At 59.5% G+C, this 20,085-nt stretch carries 15 protein-coding genes; 6 read left to right on the top strand and 9 right to left on the bottom strand.

Annotation, left to right across the window (positions count from 1 at the left end):
• Window positions 1-24 precede the first annotated feature (24 nt).
• The 3 genes from WC392_13555 to WC392_13545 form a co-directional block, all read right to left on the bottom strand.
• Window positions 25-5,046, bottom strand: coding sequence for a cytochrome c3 family protein (locus WC392_13555; GenBank protein MFA5243391.1), 5,022 nt, complete (start codon window positions 5,044-5,046; stop codon window positions 25-27).
• Between the two features lie 225 nt (window positions 5,047-5,271).
• Window positions 5,272-7,092, bottom strand: coding sequence for a cytochrome c3 family protein (locus WC392_13550; GenBank protein MFA5243390.1), 1,821 nt, complete (start codon window positions 7,090-7,092; stop codon window positions 5,272-5,274).
• On the bottom strand, window positions 7,067-7,939 hold the full coding sequence (locus WC392_13545; GenBank protein MFA5243389.1) for a hypothetical protein: 873 nt from the start codon (window positions 7,937-7,939) through the stop codon (window positions 7,067-7,069). Before WC392_13545 ends, WC392_13550 begins: the two co-directional genes overlap by 26 nt.
• Before the next feature lie 123 nt (window positions 7,940-8,062).
• On the opposite strand from WC392_13545, the gene WC392_13540 reads away from it, so the two are divergent.
• The 4 genes from WC392_13540 to WC392_13525 all read left to right on the top strand — a co-directional run bounded on the left by WC392_13540 (window position 8,063) and on the right by WC392_13525 (window position 12,435).
• Entirely contained in the window at window positions 8,063-9,391 is a 1,329-nt protein-coding gene (locus WC392_13540) for an NAD(P)-binding domain-containing protein (protein ID MFA5243388.1), read from the top strand.
• Window positions 9,392-9,460: 69 nt separating this feature from the next.
• Complete coding sequence (locus WC392_13535; GenBank protein ID MFA5243387.1) at window positions 9,461-9,838, top strand: YajD family HNH nuclease; 378 nt, start codon at window positions 9,461-9,463, stop codon at window positions 9,836-9,838.
• 423 nt (window positions 9,839-10,261) lie between these two features.
• Window positions 10,262-11,587: an exodeoxyribonuclease VII large subunit gene (gene xseA, locus WC392_13530; GenBank protein MFA5243386.1), complete on the top strand. Its 1,326-nt coding sequence runs from the start codon at window positions 10,262-10,264 to the stop codon at window positions 11,585-11,587.
• Window positions 11,584-12,435 (top strand): hypothetical protein, encoded by an 852-nt coding sequence (locus WC392_13525; GenBank protein ID MFA5243385.1) that lies wholly within the window; start codon window positions 11,584-11,586, stop codon window positions 12,433-12,435. Before xseA ends, WC392_13525 begins: the two co-directional genes overlap by 4 nt.
• Window positions 12,436-12,460: 25 nt before the next feature.
• Here the strand turns inward: WC392_13525 and WC392_13520 are convergent, their stop codons facing one another.
• Entirely contained in the window at window positions 12,461-12,760 is a 300-nt protein-coding gene (locus WC392_13520; protein ID MFA5243384.1) for a hypothetical protein, read from the bottom strand.
• Between the two features lie 39 nt (window positions 12,761-12,799).
• The gene (locus WC392_13515; protein MFA5243383.1) at window positions 12,800-13,243 is read right to left on the bottom strand and encodes a hypothetical protein; all 444 of its coding nucleotides are present in this window, start codon (window positions 13,241-13,243) and stop codon (window positions 12,800-12,802) included.
• 183 nt (window positions 13,244-13,426) lie between these two features.
• Between WC392_13515 and WC392_13510 the strand changes: the two genes are divergently transcribed.
• Window positions 13,427-14,146, top strand: coding sequence for a response regulator (locus WC392_13510; GenBank protein ID MFA5243382.1), 720 nt, complete (start codon window positions 13,427-13,429; stop codon window positions 14,144-14,146).
• Window positions 14,146-15,468, top strand: coding sequence for an ATP-binding protein (locus tag WC392_13505; GenBank protein ID MFA5243381.1), 1,323 nt, complete (start codon window positions 14,146-14,148; stop codon window positions 15,466-15,468). Before WC392_13510 ends, WC392_13505 begins: the two co-directional genes overlap by 1 nt.
• Window positions 15,469-15,716: 248 nt before the next feature.
• Here the strand turns inward: WC392_13505 and WC392_13500 are convergent, their stop codons facing one another.
• The 4 genes from WC392_13500 to WC392_13485 form a co-directional block, all read right to left on the bottom strand.
• Entirely contained in the window at window positions 15,717-16,079 is a 363-nt protein-coding gene (locus tag WC392_13500) for a hypothetical protein (GenBank protein MFA5243380.1), read from the bottom strand.
• 158 nt (window positions 16,080-16,237) lie between these two features.
• Window positions 16,238-17,173 carry a tRNA (adenosine(37)-N6)-dimethylallyltransferase MiaA gene (miaA, locus tag WC392_13495; GenBank protein MFA5243379.1) on the bottom strand — a complete coding sequence of 312 codons (936 nt, stop codon included), beginning with the start codon at window positions 17,171-17,173 and terminating at the stop codon, window positions 16,238-16,240.
• A gap of 163 nt (window positions 17,174-17,336) precedes the next feature.
• The gene (mutL, locus tag WC392_13490; GenBank protein MFA5243378.1) at window positions 17,337-19,097 is read right to left on the bottom strand and encodes a DNA mismatch repair endonuclease MutL; all 1,761 of its coding nucleotides are present in this window, start codon (window positions 19,095-19,097) and stop codon (window positions 17,337-17,339) included.
• 282 nt (window positions 19,098-19,379) lie between these two features.
• Window positions 19,380-20,024, bottom strand: a complete 645-nt coding sequence (locus tag WC392_13485) for an adenylate kinase (protein ID MFA5243377.1) — start codon at window positions 20,022-20,024, stop codon at window positions 19,380-19,382.
• Window positions 20,025-20,085: the final 61 nt, after the last annotated feature.

Genomic DNA, 20,085 nt, shown 5'->3' with positions numbered 1-20,085 from the left:
TCCCAAAAAATGCTTGTAACGGCATCAATCCCATTTGATGTAAGTGCTGCCTTTAGAGCCCAGCGGTTTGTGGCAACCGCTCGACGAGCAATCCTTCCCGACTGCGTTCACGCCATGGTGATTCGACGTGCGGGCTTCTTTTTCCATGCTCCCCAGGTAGGTGGCGGACGCATCATGGCAAGTAATGCAGGAGGTCTGCATGCTGCCGTGGTTCATCCTTTCCACGCCAAAGGACGCAGTGCTGCTGTGACACAGGGAGCACTCGTTGCCCGGCATTCCCGCAGGGCTGATAGTCGGAATGTGGTTGGACGGCTTCACCATGATATTGGTGTAGGTGCCGCCATGGCAGGTCTGGCAGGTCCCGGCAACCACACCGGCATGATTGAAGGTCGTCGGCAGCCAGGTGGAGAAACTGTGGTGGCAGGATTCGCATGCAGCCGTGGTCGGCAGGTGGTTGGCGGGCTTTGCGTCGATATTGGGATAAGCGCTGCTATGACAGCTGCTGCAACCGGTAGTGGGAACACCCGCATGCGAGTACGGCGTTTTGAGCGGCAACCACGAAAGCCCGGTGCGGTGGCAGGAGTCGCAGGACTGGGCCGTCGGGATATGCGGAGTCGATTTGCCGCTTGCATTGACGTTGTTGTGACAGGTGGCGCAGGAGCCGGCCACAACCCCGGCATGGGCAAAACTGGTGGGCCTCCAGGCGCTTGTCGTATGGCACGTGTCGCAGGATTGAGTGGTGGAAATATGCGTGGCGTTCTTGGCCTGGGCATTGACGGCAACGTAAGCGCCGTTGTGGCAGGTCGCGCAGTTGCCGGTTGCGACCGGGCCCGTGGTGCTGCTGTGGCTCATTATGGCAGGAGCGAAAGTCGTGTAATTCTTGTGGCACGTGTCACATTGCGCCGTAGAGGGAATATGGAGGGAGGGTTTACCAAGGGCATTGCTTCCGTTATGGCAGCTCGAACAGCGGTTGGTGGCGGGCGGGCTCACGGTGGCGTGATTGAAAGTGGCTGTCGCCCAGCTTACGGTCGAATTGTGGCAGGTATCGCACTGGGCGGTCGTCAGAATATGAGTCGGCGTCTTGGCCTGCGCGTTCTGGGCAACGTAGGCACCGCTATGGCATGTGGAGCACTGGCCAGCCAGCCCCGCATGGCTCATCACGGACGGCGACCAGGCCGCGTAGCCGCGAGTGTGGCAGGTGTCGCACTGAGAAGTCGTCGGAATATGCGTTGCCGGTTTGGCAAGCGCATTGACAGCGATATAACTGCCGTTGTGGCAAGTCGAACAACTGGCAGACGCAACCGGCCCCGTAGTCCCGGCATGGTTCATGGCCGCCGGGGCAAAAGCGGTGTAATTCTTGTGGCAAGTTTCGCACTGTGCGGAAGTTGGAATATGGTTTGTCGGTTTGCCAAGCGCTGTCGTTCCATTGTGACAGCTTGAACACCGCCCGGTGGCGGCGGCATCGTGGGTATAGGTGGCAGTGGCCCAGCTTGAAGTGGATTTGTGGCAAGTGTCGCATTGTGCCGTGGTGCCAACGTGAGTCGCGGGTTTGACCTGAGCATTAATCGACAGGTAAGCCCCTGAATGACAAGTCGAACAGTTTCCGGTTGTGAGCGGACCTGTTGATCCGGCATGGTTCATCAGGGCCGGAGCAAAGGCGTTGTAGTTGCTGTGGCACACATTGCAGGAAGCACTGGTCGGCAAGTGAGCAGCAGGCTTGCCGAGGGCAGCCGTCCCGTTATGGCAGCTTGCACAGGTGCCGGCGGCCACGCCCTGGTGCGCATAACTGGTGGGCTTCCAGGCCACCGTGGTGTGGCAGCTATCGCAAGCCTGCGTGGTTGGAATATGTGTCGCGGTCTTGGCTTGTGCGTTGATTGCAACATAGGTTCCACTGTGGCAAGTGGCGCAATTGCCGGCTGCTACGGGGCCGCTTGTGCCGCCATGGTTCATATGCCCGGGCGCAAAGGCGACAAAACCGGTATGACAGGTGTCGCACTGGGCCGCAGTGGGGATATGGTTGGTCGGCTTGCCCAGGGCATGGGTGCCATTGTGGCAACTGGTGCAACGGCCGGCAACCGGCGGGGTTGCCACGGCATGATTAAAAGTGGCGGTCGCCCAGCTGACAGTCGAATTATGGCAGGTGTCGCACTGGGCTGATGTTGCCAGATGAGTCGGCGTTTTTACCTGGGCGTTTTGCGCCAGATAGGCACCGTTGTGGCAGGTAGCGCAGTTACCTGCCGCGACTGGAGAGTTCGTGCCGGCATGATTCATGACACCGGGCGTGAAAGCGAGAAAGCCATTTACGTGACAGACATCGCACTGTGCGGCAGTCGGGATGTGTGTCGCCGGTTTGCTCAGTGCATTCACGGCAGCATAGGATCCAGTGTGACAGCTTGAGCACTGGCCGGCCAAGCCGGTGTGATTCATCCTTGCCGGCCGGAATGCGCTGAAATTCGTATGGCAGGCATCGCACTGGGTGTTAGTGGGAATATGTGTGGCCGGTTTGCCAAGCACTGTCGATCCGTTGTGGCAGCTGGCGCAGTTGCCGGTTGCCGTGGCGTTGTGGGTGTAAGAAGCGCCAGCCCATGTGATTGTTGACTTGTGGCAGGTATCGCATTGAGCCGTGGTCGTCAGGTGGGTGGGCGTTTTGGCCTGGGCGTTGACTGCCGCATAGGTTCCACTATGGCAACTGGAGCAATTTCCGGCAGAGACGGGTCCGGTGGTGCTGCCGTGGTTCATGGCAGCCGGCGCGAAGGCGGTGGTGTTGCTGTGACAACTGTCGCACTGAGCTGTTGTCGGAATGTGATTGGTCGGCTTGCCCAGGGCAGACGTGCCGTTGTGGCAAGCCGAGCATCGGCCCGGCACTGCGGGCGAAGCGGTCGCATGATTGAAAGTGCCGGTCGCCCAGCTGACCGTTGAATTGTGGCAGGTATCGCATTGGGCCGTGGTTGGAATATGGGCCGGGGTCTTCATCTGCGCATTCTGGGCAACGAAGGCGCCGCCATGGCAATTTGAGCACGCCCCCTGGAGACCGGCATGACTCATCACTGAAGGCGTCCAGGCCACAAAGCCTCCGCTGTGGCAGGTGTCACACTGGGAGATAGTCGGAATGTGGTTGATCGGCTTGCCCAGGGCATTTGCGAACACATGGCCGCCGCTATGGCAGCTGGAACACTGGCCTGACGTTCCTGCATGGCTCATCCGCGCCGGCCTGAAGGCCGAGAAGCCGGCATGACAACTGTCGCACTGTGCGCTGGTGGGGATGTGGTTTGTTGGCTTGCCTAGTGCCGTTGAGCCGTTGTGGCAGGAAGAACAGTTGCCGTTAGCGCTGGCATCGTGCGCGTAAACAGCCGTTGCCCAGGAAATCGTGGAGTTATGGCAGCTATCGCACTGGCCTGTGGTGCTGACATGCGACACCGGCTTCATCTGGGCATTCTGGGCAAGATAGGCGCCGCTGTGGCAGGACGAGCACAGGCCGGTCAGCCCGCTGTGGTTCATGGTCGCGGGGCTCCAGTTGACGAAACCGCTCACGTGGCAGGTATCGCACTGGGCGATGCTGGGAATATGATTGATCGGGCGCGTCAGTGCGTTGGCAAAGAGATACGAACCGTTGTGGCAGGTCGAGCACTGGCCTGCCAGACCGTTATGGCTCATCTGTGCCGGCTTGAATGAAGTGAAGTTGGCGTGGCAACTGTCGCACTGCGCCCCGGTTGGAATATGGGATGACGGCTTGCCAAGCGCCGAGACACTGTTGTGGCAGCTGGCACAGCGGCCTGTTACCGCAGGTGTAGCTGCCGCATGATTGAAAACAGCCGTCGCCCAGGAGGACGTGGAACTATGGCAGGTATCGCACTGGGCGGCTGTGCCGATATGAGTTGCCGGTTTGTTCTGCGCATTCTGTGAAATGAAAACACCGCTGTGGCAGGTCGAGCACTTTCCCGCCATGCCCGTATGATCCATGGTGGCCGGAGACCAGGTTACGAAGCCACTTCCGTGGCAGGTATCGCACTGCGCCGTGGTGGGGACATGAATATTGGGCTTCGCTTGCGCATTGGCAAAGTTATAGGACCCGTTATGGCAGCTTGAACACTGTCCAACCGTGCCGATGTGGTTCATTTGAACCGGCTTGAAAGCCGAGAAATTGGTGTGACAGCTATCGCATTGCTTCGCTGTTGGAATGTGGTTGGTGGGTTTTCCGAGTGCGCTGACACTGTTGTGGCAGTCTGAACAACGGCCAGCGACAGATGGCGCGATCGTTGCATGGTCGGGCTTGGCCGCGGTAGCCCATGAGGTCGTTGACTTGTGGCAGCTATCGCATTGGGCCGTTGTGGCGACATGCGTTGAGGGTTTTGACTGTGCATTCTGGGTAAGAAAAGAACCGCCATGGCACGCAGAGCAATTCCCGGCAGCAACAGGGCCCCGCATATTGGCGTGCATTCCGCTCACGCCAACAGAGACCGGCGCAAAAGAAACCCCGGCGGCATGGCAGGAATCACAGGAAGCCGAGGTAGGAATATGGGAGGCTGGCTTGCCTGCGGCGCGAGTTCCATTATGACAGGAGCCGCAGGTGCCGGGAACAACCAGCGCATGCGTATATCCAGCGGGCAGCCAGGACGATGTCTTATGGCACGAATCGCAGGAAGATCTGGTCTGCACATGCGTGGCGGGCTTACCCGCGACAGTACCGCCGTTATGGCAAGTATTGCAGGCGCCCCGCCCGACTCCCTGGGTTATCCGGTGCTGAAAACTGCTGGGAGACCAACTGACATTTCCGTGACAGGTGTCGCAGGCCGATGAGGTCGGGACATGCGTTGCCGTTTTTCCTGGCGCCTGGCCGCCGGCACGGTGGCAGGTGGCACAGTCGCGGGGCGTGCCGCGGAACAGCCCCTGAGTGTGGCAGGATTCGCAGCTCACCTTGGCGTGGGCGCCATCCAGAAAGAAACCAGTGGTGTTGTGATTGAATGACAGGCCGCCGGGGACCGGAGTTTCAGCCGCCGTCAGACCGGAAAAGACCGCGGCCAGCAAAAAAAGGAGCGCCGGGGTCAAGTATTTTAGCAGAGCGTGAAAACTCTTTTTCCGGCTAGACATAGGACTCTTCATGGTTGGGGTTATCCTCGACTGCCAGCAAATGACATGAGTTACGCCTTCAAATTTGTCGAGATACTATGACATTTATCAACCAACACTCATTAACTTTGCTTAATCTTTATAACAAGGTCCTCATTCTCCCTGTGATGATCAGGGTTTAAGTTCAGGCGGCTCGCCAGCGTTTCATTTCCGTACCTTCTTCCAGTCACTCGTCACGTGGCAGCGTTCACATTGGCCACTGAAGCCGCCATTGTGCAAATCATCCTTCAGGTGGCAACTGATACATGCCCTGCCCGGCTTGCTCTGGTTGCGCGTGGATTCCTTGTGGCAGTCGTGACAGGCCGCTTTGACATGCCGCCCATCCAGCACGAAGCGCGTGGTTCCATGATCAAAATCCCAGGATTTCCAGGTGCCGGTGTAATGACAAGATTCGCACCTGGCGCCAAAGAGGCGATTGTGTTTGTCATCTTTCTCATGACAAGCAGCGCAGGTAGACGGCGCATCGTGGAATGCAGGCGTTTGATGGCATTTCTTGCACTCCACCCCGGGATGGCTCCCGGTCAGCGGAAAACGTGATTTATTGTGGTCATAAGGGGCATCTTGCCAACGTTTTTCGTTGTGGCAGGTTTCACACTTATTGCCGAGCTGGTTTTTGTGCTTGTCATCCTTGCCGTGGCAGGCGATACACCGGCTCTCCAGCTTATGCTGCTGGTAGAGCGCCCCCTTCTCCGGCAGGTGGCAGGCATCGCATCGGGCTTCCTTATGCTTGTTCTTCAGCTTGTATTTGGTGTCGCGGTCGTGGTCGAAGAGGCTGCCCTTCCAGTTCTTCTCGTTATGGCAGCTCTCGCATTTGTTGCCATAACGGCCCTTGTGGCCCTTCTCCTGATCATCCTTGCGGTGACAGGCAACACACGCCTTCTCCATCTTTAACCTGGCGTTCGGGCCTGACACACCGCCCTTGTGACAGGTGTCGCACTTGGCTTCCTTGTGCTTGTCGCGCAACAGGAAATGCGTGTCGTCATGATTGAAGTTCGAATTTTTCCAGCCACGCTCGTTGTGGCAGCTTTCGCACTTCTCCCCCAGGCCGCCCCGGTGGCCTTTTTCCTGCTCATCCTTCTTGTGGCAGGCAATGCACTTTTCCGGCAGTTTCTGTTTGTACAGCAGCCCTTTCTCCGGCACATGGCAGCTGTTGCACTTGACCTGGACATGCTTGCCGCGCAAGACATAGCGGGTATCCGTATCGTGTTTGAAACGCAGTTCCTTCCAGTCCTTGTCGTTATGGCAGCTTTCGCACTTGGCGCCGTAGTTCCCCTTATGCCCCTTTTCCTGGTCGTCCTTCTTGTGGCAGACGTTACAGTCCAGCGGTGTGTTTTTGTAGGTTTTATCGGCGTGACAGCCAGAACACTTGGCATCGGCATGCTTGCCGCCAGCCAGGGGAAACTTTGTCTTTTCATGATCGAAACGCGCGTCCTTCCACGATTTCTCGTCATGGCAGTTCTCGCACTGCTTGCCGAGGCCACCCTTGTGCCCGTTTTCCTGATCGTCCTTCCGGTGGCAATCGTTGCACAGCCTGGGAGCATCACGAAACCTGGCCTTGGCAACGTGGCAGCCGGCACACTTGAGCCTGGCGTCCCGGTGCGCCCCCTTGAGCGGAAAATCGGTACGTCCGTGGTCGAACCGGTCTTTGTCGAGCACGGCTATCCTCGCATTACGTCCCTTGTGCTCGGTATGGCAGTTGCGGCAAACCTTGTCTTCCAGCCTACCGTGCATTCGGGTCTTGCTGCTGAGATCGGCGGCAATTTCCTTGTGGCACTCGGCGCACAGGCGTGGCTGCGCAGCCTTGTCAAAGCTCTGGTGACACTTGTTGCAGTCCAGCTCATATTTGAAGTGGCCTTGGATTACCTCGCCCGGCATCAAGGCCTTTTCGAAAGACTCGGCGGAGGCGGCTCCCGCAAAGCAGGCCAGAACCAGCAACAGGCTAGTAAAGATGAACCGCAATGACATGCACGACCCCGCTGATGAACAGCAGGTAAATGAAGGGAACATGGGCAATATGCCAGAGCGAGAACAGCCTTTCCCAGCTGGACAACTGGGCAAGCCGGATAATGGCATAGACATAATCATCAATCTGCCGGCGGGCCAGCCTGTAATTGAGCGTGATTTGGGCATGGGGCCAGTTCTGGTTTCTGGCCTCGGAAACCAGTGCTTTTTTGGCATCGTGGCGGATTTTGCGCGCCAGCCTTTTGCCTTTGTAGCGCAAAGTCATGAAACGCCAGAGACGTTGCGGCACGCTGTCAAGTTTGGCAAAAGCCAGCTGGTGAAACGTCTTGAGCTCTTTTTCGATGTCCGGTTGCAGTGAAAAAACCGAGCCGATACTCTCCTGCCGCATCTTCATCTCGGCCTCAAGCTCTACCAGGGTCATCTCTCTGCCATACATCCCCCGGTGGATGTGGCGATAGACAAAACGCCCCACCACGCCGCTCAAGGCAACGAGCAGCATCGCAAACAATGCAACGCTTGCGTTCATCGAACCGGTCTTGAATGTGGAATGAAACAGGATAAGCACAGGACCGCCGATACCCATGAACATATGGTAACGGAACCAGGATTCCATTCGCCCCAGGCCCCCCAGCGCACGAAAGCGCTTGCGCAAGGGATAAAACAGAAGGCTCAGAATCATCAAGCCACCTGCCAAACCAAGGTTATAACCAATCTCCGAGCCCGCCTCGAAAAGGCTGCCAGAAGCCACCAGCCAAGCCAGGCCAAGCACCAGCAGGGCCAGCAATACGACCGACAGGCGCCACACCCACAGTAGCAAACCGTCTGCACCTGGTTTATTTTGTAACACCATGGAAACTGAGTTCATCGGGTTGACCATAAAAAAACGTGCCACGATTTTATGGTCATAGAAAGTGCGGGAAAGTTAACATTTTGTCATTTTATACTTGCACGATCCGGAAAATTGGCAATTAATATGATTAATATCAATTTTACACCCCTCTCGTCCATGTCCGATTTTTCCTTTTACCTGGTTCCAGCCCTGTTCGCCCTGGCCGCGGTCACGCTGCATATGCGCACGCACCGGAAACGCTCCTGCCGTCATGCCGAAATACTGAAGGAGTCCGTGGCATCCGGCCTGACCGAGCCTCCCTCGCTGCACCCGGTTGTTGATACCTCCATATGCATAGGCTCGGGTTCCTGTGCGAAGGCCTGCCCGGAAAGCGCCATGGGCATCATCAACGGCAAGGGACTACTGGTTAACCCGACGCACTGCATCGGCCATGGCGCCTGCGCTGCATCATGCCCGGTCGGCGCGATCAAGCTGGTTTTCGGCACAGCCAAGCGTGGCATGGAAATCCCTCACGTCACACCTGAATTCGAAACCAACGTGCCTGGCCTGTTCATCGCGGGTGAGCTGGGGGGCATGGGGCTGATCCGCAACGCCGTGAAGCAGGGCACCCAGGCCATCGGCACCATCGCAGGCCGTGCCAGGGGCCGTGCCGATTTTGACGTCGTCATCGTTGGCGCCGGGCCGGCTGGCATCTCCGCCTCGCTCGCCGCCAAGCAGAGCAATTTGCGCTATATCACCATCGAGCAGGAAGACTCACTCGGCGGCACGACCTACCACTATCCGCGTAACAAGCTGGTGATGACCGCGCCGATGAACCTCCCCCTGGTCGGCGAAATCAAGGTGCGCGAGGTCAGCAAGGAAGCATTGATGGAAATCTGGCGTGACATACTGGACAAAACCAGGCTGGATATCCGCTTCAGCGAACGAATGGATGAAATCACGCAGGAAGACGGCATATTCGTGCTCAAGACCAGCAAGGGAAGCTACCGTACCGCCAATATCCTGCTCGCCATCGGCCGGCGCGGCACACCACGCAAGCTGGGCGCCAAGGGCGAAGAACACCCCAAAGTTGTTTACCGCCTGATCGAAGCGGAACAGTACAGCCAGCAGCACGTACTGGTGGTCGGCGGCGGGGATAGTGCGCTGGAAGCCGCTCTGGATGTCAGCGATCAGCCTGGCACCACGGTCACCTTATCCTACCGGAGCGATGCCTTCAGCCGGGTCAAACCGAAAAATCGCGACCGGCTCGAACAGGCCATCGACAGGCAGCGCATTCAGGTGATTCTCGAATCCAGCGTCAGGGAAATCACCCCCGATCTGGTCAGGCTGAAGAAAGGGGAAGAGATAATCGAACTGCCAAACCAGGCGATCATCGTCTGTGCAGGCGGTGAGCTGCCCACTCCCATGCTCAAGAAAATCGGCATCCAGGTGGAAGCACGCTATGGCACCTGACCCGAGCCGCGCAAGCCGCATTTGCAATTACTGCTATAGTTACGCCATCAATCGTTCTGCCATTCCACCATGACCAAACCTGTCACCCCCGATCACGCAAGACTTGACCGTATCGTTGCCGAGGCGCGTCGCCATGGCAGCGAGCGTGAAGCCACTTATCGCGGGCAAGCGCTCAAATTATTTCCGTGGATTTGCGGCCGTTGTGGCCGTGAGTTTGCAGGGGCGCGCTTACGCGAGCTGACGGTGCACCACAAAGACCACAATCACGACAATAACCCGGCGGATGGCAGCAACTGGGAACTGCTCTGCCTGTATTGCCACGACAATGAACATTCCCGCGTGATGGATGAGGAAGTGCGCGGGCGGAATCCGGATACCGCATCCGGGGCAACCTTCAATCCATTCGCCGATCTGAAAGCACGGCTGAAAGATAAGGGCATAAGCTAATAGAGACGCTGATTTATTCCACAGCCCGGTCATGGCGTAGCGAAGCAATCTCGTTTTTGGACAATCAACCCGTTACAGATTGCTTCGCCGCTTCGCTCCGGGAAGAAAATTTTTTCCGGCAAGCCCCTTAAAAAAATAGCGGCGTACCGCTTGCATCATAACTCCATGTAGCGAATCAGGCAGTTATCGTGTTGTCCACAGAAACTGTGGATAACTATGTGCATGGTTTGTCCATAACCACCTTAACTCCCTTCCGCATAACAAATTTTCCATTCTGCCCAAAATTTGCACCAATGTTTTTATCATTATTTATCAAGTACTTAATTAAATCACAATAAACCATTGACAAGCTCACGGCCTGGATGAAAGTTTTTTTACCATTGTGGATTAGTTTAGAATTCGTCCATGACTTTTTTAAGACCCATGGATCAGACAGTTCTCACCGTCGGTGAGCTCAATCGCCACGCCAAAGCCGTACTGGAACAGACCTTTCCCCTGATGTGGGTGGCGGGTGAAATATCCAACTTCACCCGCGCCACTTCCGGGCACTGGTATTTCACCCTCAAGGACGGACAGGCGCAAGTCCGCTGCGCCATGTTCCGGCACAAGAGCCAGTACACGGATTTCAAGCCGGAAAACGGCATGCAGGTGGAAGTCCGTGCGCTGGTGACGCTGTATGAAGCACGCGGTGAATTCCAGCTGGGCGTCGAATCCATGCGCCGCGCCGGGCTGGGTGCGCTGTTCGCGGCATTCGAAAAACTGAAATCCAGATTAAGCCTGGAAGGCCTGTTCGATCAGGAACAGAAACAAACCCTGCCCGCCTTTCCGCAACAAATCGGCATCATCACCTCCCCTGCTGCCGCTGCCCTGCGCGATGTACTCACCACTCTGCGGCGGCGCATGCCGGGTATCCCCGCGCTGATCTACCCGGTTCCGGTACAGGGCGAAGGCGCGGCACAGAAAATTGCCGCAGCCATCCAGCTGGCAGGGCAGCGCAAGGAATGCGATGTACTGATCCTGTGCCGGGGCGGCGGCAGTATCGAGGATTTATGGGCATTCAACGAAGAAGTCGTGGCACGTGCCATCGCCACATGCAAAATCCCCATCATCTGCGGGGTGGGTCATGAAACCGACATCACCATTGCGGATTTCACCGCCGACCGGCGCGCCCCTACACCGACAGCCGCGGCAGAGCTGGCCACGCCTCACCGCGCCGACCTGCTGCAACGCCTCGACATGCTGAAGTCCGGACTGGCGCGCCAGACCACGCGGGGCCTGGAACAACGCATGCAGCGGGTTGATTATCTGGCGCGCCGTCTGCTCCACCCCGGCACGCGCATCCTGAACCAGCAACAACACCTGGGGCATCTGGCACAACGCCTCAGGCAAGCCGTCCCGCGCCAGCTGGAACAGCATGAGTGGCGCGTGCAACGCCTCGCCAGCCGGCTCGCGGCAGCTGCACCTGCAACACAGGATATCGAAACCCGGCTGCTCCACATCAGGCAGCGCCTGGAGCGCAGCATGGAATCGGGGCTGCAAGGCCATCAGGCCAACCTGCAACGCCTCGCCGCCAATCTGCAGCACCTTAATCCCGAAGCAGTGCTGGAACGGGGATTCAGCATGGTGCGCACAAGCAGCGGCGGCATCGTGCGCAGCAGTGCGGAGATCTCGCTGGATGAGGAAGTTTCCATGACTTTTGCCCATGGCAGTGCCACGGCTCGGGTAACGCGTAAAGAGGAAGCCCAATGAACCTGATGTTCTGGAAGAAAAAACCTCGCCTGGAAGAAGACGCGGATAGCCGGGAAAAGCCCGATCTGGATGCGCCCGCAAAACCGGGCCTGCTTACCCGGCTAAAGTCAGGCTTCGCAAGCCGGGGCCAACGCTTCAAAAAAACGCCCATATCAAATGAAGCGGGTGCGGGCAGTCCGCAGGAAGAAGAAGATGACAAGACCGTTGCGATGGAAGTGCCCGATCTTGGCGCGCAGCCGGAAACGGGACTGCTTGCCCGCGTAAAAGCCGGATTTTCGGGTCTTGTCCGGCGCTTTGGAAAATCGCCCGCACCCGGCGCGGAGGATGCAGCGAAAGATCAGCCCGCCAATGCGCAGGGCAGCCCGGAAACCCAAACCGGCGAGCCTCCGGCTATCCGCCCCATGCGCACAAAAAAACGCCTGATTATTGGCGGCGCAATCGGGTTGCTGGTCTTGCTGCTGGGGGTTGCAGCCTGGAAAATATTTTTGTCCTCCCCTGAACCTGCAACGGCCGGGCCGGCAGCCGCCGCCCACGACAAGCCGCCGGAAAACCAGGCCGAAACAGAGCAGGCCGAAGTCGAAACGCTCAGAAAAAAGAATGAAGAATTACAGGCGCAAATCGAGGCGCTGAAAAAGGAAGCGCCGCAAGACGACCTGCCCGCGGCTACAGCAGATGGCGCCAATGCAGCGGTCACCACCGCCCCGGGAGAAATGACCCTCAGCAACAAGGACCCCAAGGCCGCAGCCCAGTCGCTAAAGGAAGCGATCGAGGCAATGAATGCGGACTCGGGCGGCTCCGTCAGAAAACCCGCAAAACAAAAACCCCCGGCCGAAGCCGGGGGCGATTGAGCGGGACAGAACCCGGAACGATTGACTACAACTGGGGAAGCTGGACCTGATGACGAGTTTGCTGGCGGGTCTGATCCCGGTTCATGCTGCCCTGACCATCATTTACGCGCTCCTGGGTACGGGTCTGGGTGCGGGTCTGCTCCCTTTCCTGGCTGGAAGATGCCTGGGATCCCTGGGAAGACATGCCCTGACCGCCACCCATGCTTGAGCCGCCACCCATGCCGCCGCCCATGCCGCCACCACCACCGCCACCACGTGCAAAGGCGACGCCACTGGAACCCAGGGCAGTTGCAAGAACAATAACCATCAATGAAGATTTACGCATTTTTTACTCCTGAAAAAACAACACAAATTAATTTCTGGATTAACGGCCTCTGCCGCCACCACCACTTCCACCACTTCCGCGCCCACCCATTCCCGGGCCGGCGCCGGCACCATTCATGGACGAACTGCCGGAAGCGGCCGGATTCTCTTGTATCTGCCGGGCCTCATAGCCGCGGCCAAAGCGGCTGCCTTCCATCCCGCGGACTTGCGCGTTCTGGGCCGCATTCTCCGCCTCCAGACGTTGCTGCCCGTTGACACTCAAATCGTTCATAAGCGCGCGCTCTTCCTGGCTCATTGAGCGCATGCGCATTTGTACCCGATTACGAAAAGCATCCGCATCAACCTCGCCTTTCTGACCTGCCTGCTGCCGTGCCTGCTGTTTTTCCTGCCGTGTTTGAGCCAGGCGCTCCTGCGCCAGCACGCTGCCTGCATCCAGAAGCCCCAGGCTGATCGCGCTGATGCGTATGAATTGTTTGCTTGTCATCTACTCTCTCACCGTTGAATTAACCGCCACAGGCGGAATTTAACTCAAGTCGCTCGTTGCATGTTGTGCATCATGAGCCCCGGTCGTTTCAAAATCATTTCGTGCCGGTATGGGAATGTAACAGTGTGTTACAGAGTGCATAGACGCATGGCGCAGCCCACCACGATTTTGTATAGTGCAGACATGGAAAACATTAAAGAGCACATCCTGGTCGTTGATGACGACCCCGGCCTGCGCGAACTGCTGCAGCAATATCTGACGGAACAGGGCTACGAGGTTGCCGCCGTCAACGATGGCACCGCGATGGAGCTGCATCTGGCGCAACAGCCCGCGGACCTGGTGATTCTGGACCTGATGCTGCCGGGAGAAGACGGCCTGACCCTGGCACGCAAGCTGCGAGCACAGGGCGCTCAACCCATCATCATGCTGTCGGCGCGTGGCGAGGATATCGACCGCATTATCGGACTGGAGGTGGGCGCGGACGATTACCTCGCCAAGCCCTTCAATCCGCGCGAGTTGCTGGCACGCATCCGCGCCGTGCTGCGGCGCAAGGAAGGCATCAAGCCCGAGGCCGAAGAACCTGCCAGCGGAATTTTCAGCTTCGGCCCCTATCGGCTGGACGTCAACGCCCACCAGTTGGCGCTCAACGAAGAGGAAGTTGCGCTCACCTCCGGGGAGTTCAACCTGCTGCGGATTTTTGTCGAGCATCCCAACCGCGTCCTGAGCCGGGATCTGCTGATGGACCTGATCAAGGGTTACGAACGCACGCCCTTCGACCGCAGCATCGATGTCCGGGTGACGCGGCTGCGGCGCAAGATCGAGGAAGACCCGGCTGCCCCGGTCTATATCCGCACTGTATGGGGAGAAGGTTATCTGTTTTCCCCGCAGGGCAAGGCATCCTGATGCCCGCTGGCATTTCCTGGATCAAGCGCCGCAGCCTGTTCCGCAGCACAGCCGCCACCGTCGCCACCGCCCTGATCGTATTCCAGCTGATCTCCCTGGGCGCAGCCTCGTATTACGTCATGCTACCCATCGCCAAGCGTTCCGCGGATGACCTGGCCTCGCTCATGGTGTTATCCGCCCAGACCTGGGTGGAATTGCCGCCGCAGACCCGCGAGGATTTCGAAATCGAGCTGGCTCAGCGCCACAATCTCTGGCTGTTCCGTGCCACCACCCCCCTGCCGGAAGTCAGCCATGACTTCCTCCCCTATCTGGCGTTGCTGGAGAACGCGCTTGAAGCACGCACCGGAGAAGCGATCGAGGTCAAGACCACGCAATGGGAACAACAGTGGTTCTGGGTCGAGATCCCCAGCGGTGGTTACCTGCTCCGCATCGGCTTTCCCAAGGAGCACCTCGGTATTCGCCCTCCACTGGCCGTGTTGCTGATACTGGCCGCGACCGTTGCGCTCACCCTGATCACTGCCGTCATCCTGGCACGGCGCATCACCCGTCCGCTGGCGCGGCTCTCCGAAGCAGCCACGCGCATCGGCCAGGGCAACACCCCGGAAAGCCTGCCTGAAACCGGCCCTGAAGAACTCGCCAGCCTGGCCCGGACCTTCAATCGCATGGCGTTCCAGGTCAAGGAACTGCTGGCCAACCGTACCACCCTGCTGGCGGGCGTTTCCCATGACCTGCGCACGCCGCTGGCGCGCATGCGCCTGGCGCTGGAAATGCTGCCCGAGGACAGCGATCCGAAAAACATCGACCGGCTGCGCCGCGACATGGAAGAAATGAACCGCCTCATCGGCGAGTTCCTGGCGCTCAGCCGTGGTCTGGAAAAGGAAGCGGAACAGGAGATCGATCTCAGCCAGCTGCTGCAGGAACTGGCGGACCACGCCAGGAATGAAGGCACCGAGGTGGAATGGCAAGCGCAGGCAGCGTGCCTGCGCCCGGCCGGCCCCATGGCATTGCGCCGCATCCTCGGCAACCTGGTCGGCAATGCCGTGCGCTATGGCGCGGGGAAACCCATCACGCTAATCTGCGAATGCCATCCCCAGGCCAGCGTGATCCAGGTGCTCGACCGCGGGCCGGGCATCCCGCCCGAACAACTGGAAAGCGTATTCCGCCCCTTCTACCGCCTGGAATCCTCGCGCAGCGTCACCACCGGCGGCAGCGGCCTGGGGCTCGCCATCGCCCGCCAGCTGGCGGAAGCCAATGGCTGGAAAATCGAGCTGCTGGCGCGCGAAGGCGGCGGCACCGAGGCGCGGCTGACGCTTACCCGGTAAAAAAAGGGCTCCTCGCCGCCGGGGAGCCCTTCACCCTTCAGTCAGCTCAGAAGCTGTTATTAACCCGGCCTTAAATTCGCGGGCAGGAGCGGCGCCAGCCCTCCCCTCCCGCAAAGGGGAGGGGAAACGATCGCCCCTTCCCCCGCTTGAGGGGGAAGGTTGGGAAGGAGGTTGGCCGCGATTGGCCTCTTGGATCGGCCCGGGACGGGCCTCCTGCACCCCCGGATATTTAAGGGCCAGGTTAATAATCAGTGCCGTCCCCGGCCACCGCCTTGACCCCCGCCCATGCCGCCGCCCTTGCCATATTGTCCGCCCGTTCCGGAACCGTCGCGCGCCATGGTGCCTTGTCCCTGGGCACTACCGCCCTGGCTATGGGAAGCCTGCATTTCGGCGCGTTGCTCAGGCGTCATGCTTGCCTGCTTCTCCGTGCGATAGGCCTCGCGCTCCTGCTGAGTCATGCTGGATTGCTTTTCAACACGATAAGCCTCGCGCTCCTGTTGGGTCATGCGGGAAGGATCTACCGTGACAGTTTCATCTGCAAAACTGGCTCCAGAGGCAGCAAGACCGAAAACCAATGCCGCGTTGTAAAAAAACTTTCTGTTATTCATCATTGACTCCTGTTGGTTTGGATAGATTGCCGTGATCAGGTCGTGTTCCTGATGCGGACATGATGAAGAGCAGGTGTTGCGCAGACATTTCCTTGACGCACCCGGTTGTAACAGTGTGTTACCGCATGCCCGGGCCTGCCGGGCTTAAAGTAAATCGGCTATCAGGAAATTACAGTTGAGATATGGCTGCGCACCCGCCCTGCCAGATCAGCAGCCAGGCAATCGAACTCCGTCACCCCTTCCATCCCCCTGAGCCAGGTCAGCTGGCGCTTCGCCAGCTGGCGGGTGGCGATGATCCCCAGCTCACGCAGTTCAGCGGCATTGCATTTGCCCTCCAGATGCTGCCACGCCTGGCGGTAGCCGACGCAGCGCATGGAGGGCAGGTCCGGCGTCAGCACATAGCGCTGCCTGAGAAATTCCAGCTCCCCGAGCAAACCCTGCTGCAGCATGGCGTCGAAGCGCTGGGCAATGCGCTCATGCAGCACCGCCCGGTCGCCCGGCAGCAATGCCAGTTGCAGCAGGCGATAGGGCAGTCCGGCCTGCGGTTCGTGCGCCAGCAGCTCTGACATTGCCGTGCCGCTGAGCAGACAGACTTCCAGCGCGCGCTGGATGCGTTGCGCATCGGCTGGCTGCAGTCGCGCCGCCGTCTCCGGGTCGAGGCGCGCCAGCTCCCGGTGCAGGGCCGGCCAGCCCTCCTGCCGCGCGCGCGCTTCGAGCTCCGCGCGCAGCGCCGGGTCGGCCTGCGGCAGATCGTTCAGCCCCTCGCGCAGCGCCTTGAAATACAGCATGGTGCCACCCACCAGCAAGGGTATGTTGCCGCGCGCCGTGATCTCCGCCATCAGGCGCAGCGCATCGCTGCGGAATTGCGCGGCCGAATAGCTCCGGGCCGGGTCGATGACGTCGATCAGATGGTGCGGGGCCACGGCCAGCGTGGCCGCATCGGGCTTGGCGGTGCCGATATTCATGTCGCGGTACACCAGCGCCGAATCCACGCTGATGATCTCCACCGGCAGGTGCTGCACCAGCTCCACCGCCACCCCGGTCTTGCCGCTGGCGGTAGGGCCCATGAGAAAAATGGCGGGGGGGTGTTGGTTCATTCAAAAAACTCAATTAACCACGGAGGACACGGAGAGCACGGAGAAAAAACTTTAGCTTGCACAATACCTGGCACTCTGCTCTTGGGTCCGTCCATAAAAAACCAAGATCGCTTTTCTCCGTGCTCTCCGTGTCCTCCGTGGTTTAGAGCAAAAGTTTTCAGCCTCATTTGCCGCGCATGAACAGCTGGTCCAGCTCCTGCATGGAAATTTCGCGCCAGGTGGGGCGGCCATGATTGCACTGGTCGGCGCGCTCGGTGGCTTCCATCTCGCGCAAGAGGGCGTTCATTTCCGGCACGCCGAGCCTGCGGTTGGCGCGCACCGAGGCGTGGCAGGCCATGGTGGCGAGCAGTTCGTTGCGGCGCTCGGTCACCACCCGGCTGGCGCCGTATTCGCGGACTTCCTTGAGCACGTCGCGCGCCAGCAGCACCGGGTCGGAGTCCTGCAACAGCACCGGCACCGCGCGCACCGCCAGCGTGGTGGGTGAAAGCACGGCCAGCTCGAAGCCCAGCTCGCCCAGGGCTTCCCGGCTTTCCCCGGCGGCGGCCACTTCGAGCTGCGTGGCGTGGAAGGACACCGGGATCAGCAGCGGCTGCGCGCTCATGGCATGCTGTTCCATCGCCACCTTGAGCCGCTCGTATGTGACCCGCTCGTGCGCCGCGTGCATATCCACAATGATCAGGCCGCGCACGCTCTGCGCCAGGATGTACACGCCATGCAGCTGGGCCAGGGCATAGCCCAGCGGCGGCACTTCCGGCTCGGGCTGTGCTTCGGGCGCGCTGAAGGCCGGCTCGGGGCGGGCAATCTGCCCGAACAGGGTGTGATAAAGATTGCTGCGCTCCTCCACGCCCAGGGACATGCGCGTCTGCGTGGCATAGGTGGGTGGCGGCGCATACCCGCTAGCCTGAGGAGCGGATGACGGCCCCGCCTGGCGCGCGGCAATGGGCGCCGCCAGCGCCTTGTTGAGCGCGTGGTAGATCAGCTGATGCACCGCGCGCGATTCGCGGAAGCGCACCTCGATCTTGCTGGGATGGACGTTGACATCCACCATTTCCGGCTCCAGTTCGATGAACAGCACGAAGGCCGGGTGACGGTCGTGGTGCAGGATGTCCTTGTAGGCTTCCCGAATCGCGTGAGAAACCAGCTTGTCGCGCACGAAGCGGCCATTGACATAGACATATTGCGCATCGCGGCTGCCGCGGGTAAAACCCGGCAGTCCCGCCAGGCCGTGCAGGCGCAGTCCGCCCGCGCGCTCATCCAGCTGCACCGACGCCGCTGCAAATTCTTCGCCCAGCACCGCCGCCGCGCGCTGCACCAGTCTCGATGGAGCCAGTTGCCAGATCTTGCGCCCGTTATGCTGCAGGCCAAAAGCCACATCGGGGCGGCTGATGGCCATGCGGCGCAGGGCTTCCTCGCAGTGCGCGTACTCGGTCGCCTCGGTCTTGAGGAATTTGCGCCGCGCCGGGGTGTTGAAATAGATATCCTGCATTTCCACCACCGTCCCGGCCTCCAGCGCTGCCGGCTGCAAACCGGAAAGATCGCCTCCGGCGGCCTCCATGCGCCAGGCATGGCGCTCGCCCTGCCTGCGGCTGGTGAGCGCCAGGCGCGAAATCGCCGCGATGCTGGCCAGCGCCTCGCCGCGGAATCCCAGGCTCTTCACGCTTTCCAGATCATCGAGGCTGGCGATCTTGCTGGTGGCGTGGCGCGACAGCGCCAGACGCAGCTCGTCGCGCGTGATGCCGGCACCATTGTCCGCGACGCGCAGGGATTTCACCCCGCCCTGCTGCAATAGCACCGAAATCTCGCCGCTACCCGCATCCAGGCTGTTTTCCAGCAGCTCCTTGAGGGCCGAGGCCGGGCGCTCGACCACCTCGCCGGCAGCGATCTGGTTGATGAGGAGGTCGGATAGAAGATGGATGGAAGACATGAGGGCGATATTATCGCACAGGGTGGGGGGAGTTCATTCTTTCCGGCATGAGCCTTGTCGCAGTTTTAAACCATGCAGCTTAGCCCGCATCAATACATGCCAAACGCCTGAATATTGGGATTTACGGACAGGCCGCATGTGGTGAATATGGGACTTGGTGCGCTTCGCTGATTATTGATGGCCGGTGCAGGAGTGCTCGAGGGTGACGAAAAAAACAAAGCCCCCAACGTGTGGGGGCTTTGTCCGCAGAAGAATTCTGCTTCGGATTTCGAAAGCTTACGCTTACTTGATACCGAGCTTGCTCTTGATAGCGGCGATCACGGTATCGCTGGAAGTCGCAGTCACGGTCATGAGCATGCCTGCCTTCTCGTAGAAGCTGGCCAGCGGAGCAGTCTTCTGGTTGTACACATCGAGACGGTTACCGATAGCTTGTTCGGTTTCGTCGTCGCGCTGTACCACGGGGCCGCCGCACTTGTCGCACACGCCTTCGACTTTGGGCGGGGTGGATTTGACGTTGTAGATCGCATTGCACTTGGTGCAGGTGCGACGGGTCGTCAGGCGGTCCAGGATCACGTCGCGCGGCACGTCGATGTTCACCACGGCGTCGAGCTTCTCGCCCATATCGGCCAGCATCTTCGTCAACGCTTCAGCCTGGGGAATGGTGCGTGGAAAACCGTCGAGCAGATAACCATTCTTGCAATCGTCCTGTTTCAGGCGCTCGCTCATGATGCCCATGATGAGGTCGTCGGAAACCAGGTCGCCTGCTTTCATCGCAGCTTCGGCTTTCTTGCCGAGTTCGGTGCCGGCAGCCACGGCTGCGCGGAGGATATCACCAGTGGAAATCTGCACAGAACCGTCCAGCTGGGTGAGCAGCTTGGCCACAGTACCTTTGCCTGCGCCCGGGGCGCCAAGAAGAATCAATTTCATAAGTTTGCCTATCTATGGTTGGTTAAAGAATGGGTTGAGAAAATTCAGGCGATATGCTGAC

This window comes from Sulfuricella sp. (assembly GCA_041651995.1).
Classification (GTDB): Bacteria; Pseudomonadota; Gammaproteobacteria; order Burkholderiales; family Sulfuricellaceae; genus Sulfurimicrobium.
The sequence above is the reverse complement of the archived record's forward strand: the minus strand, read 5'-3'. Positions and strand labels throughout refer to the sequence as shown.

Excerpts from the sequence above, each read along its gene's own strand:
- WC392_13520 (MFA5243384.1), bottom strand. The coding sequence starts at position 12,760 with ATGCGTAAATCTTCATTGATGGTTATTGTTCTTGCAACTGCCCTGGGT.
- WC392_13545 (MFA5243389.1), bottom strand. The coding sequence starts at position 7,939 with ATGGTGTTACAAAATAAACCAGGTGCAGACGGTTTGCTACTGTGGGTG.
- WC392_13525 (MFA5243385.1), top strand. The coding sequence starts at position 11,584 with ATGAACCTGATGTTCTGGAAGAAAAAACCTCGCCTGGAAGAAGACGCG.
- WC392_13500 (MFA5243380.1), bottom strand. The coding sequence starts at position 16,079 with ATGATGAATAACAGAAAGTTTTTTTACAACGCGGCATTGGTTTTCGGT.
- WC392_13540 (MFA5243388.1), top strand. The coding sequence starts at position 8,063 with ATGATTAATATCAATTTTACACCCCTCTCGTCCATGTCCGATTTTTCC.
- WC392_13535 (MFA5243387.1), top strand. The coding sequence starts at position 9,461 with ATGACCAAACCTGTCACCCCCGATCACGCAAGACTTGACCGTATCGTT.
- WC392_13485 (MFA5243377.1), bottom strand. The coding sequence starts at position 20,024 with ATGAAATTGATTCTTCTTGGCGCCCCGGGCGCAGGCAAAGGTACTGTG.
- WC392_13550 (MFA5243390.1), bottom strand. The coding sequence starts at position 7,092 with ATGTCATTGCGGTTCATCTTTACTAGCCTGTTGCTGGTTCTGGCCTGC.
- WC392_13510 (MFA5243382.1), top strand. The coding sequence starts at position 13,427 with ATGGAAAACATTAAAGAGCACATCCTGGTCGTTGATGACGACCCCGGC.
- xseA (MFA5243386.1), top strand. The coding sequence starts at position 10,262 with ATGGATCAGACAGTTCTCACCGTCGGTGAGCTCAATCGCCACGCCAAA.
- WC392_13505 (MFA5243381.1), top strand. The coding sequence starts at position 14,146 with ATGCCCGCTGGCATTTCCTGGATCAAGCGCCGCAGCCTGTTCCGCAGC.
- miaA (MFA5243379.1), bottom strand. The coding sequence starts at position 17,173 with ATGAACCAACACCCCCCCGCCATTTTTCTCATGGGCCCTACCGCCAGC.
- mutL (MFA5243378.1), bottom strand. The coding sequence starts at position 19,097 with ATGTCTTCCATCCATCTTCTATCCGACCTCCTCATCAACCAGATCGCT.
- WC392_13515 (MFA5243383.1), bottom strand. The coding sequence starts at position 13,243 with ATGACAAGCAAACAATTCATACGCATCAGCGCGATCAGCCTGGGGCTT.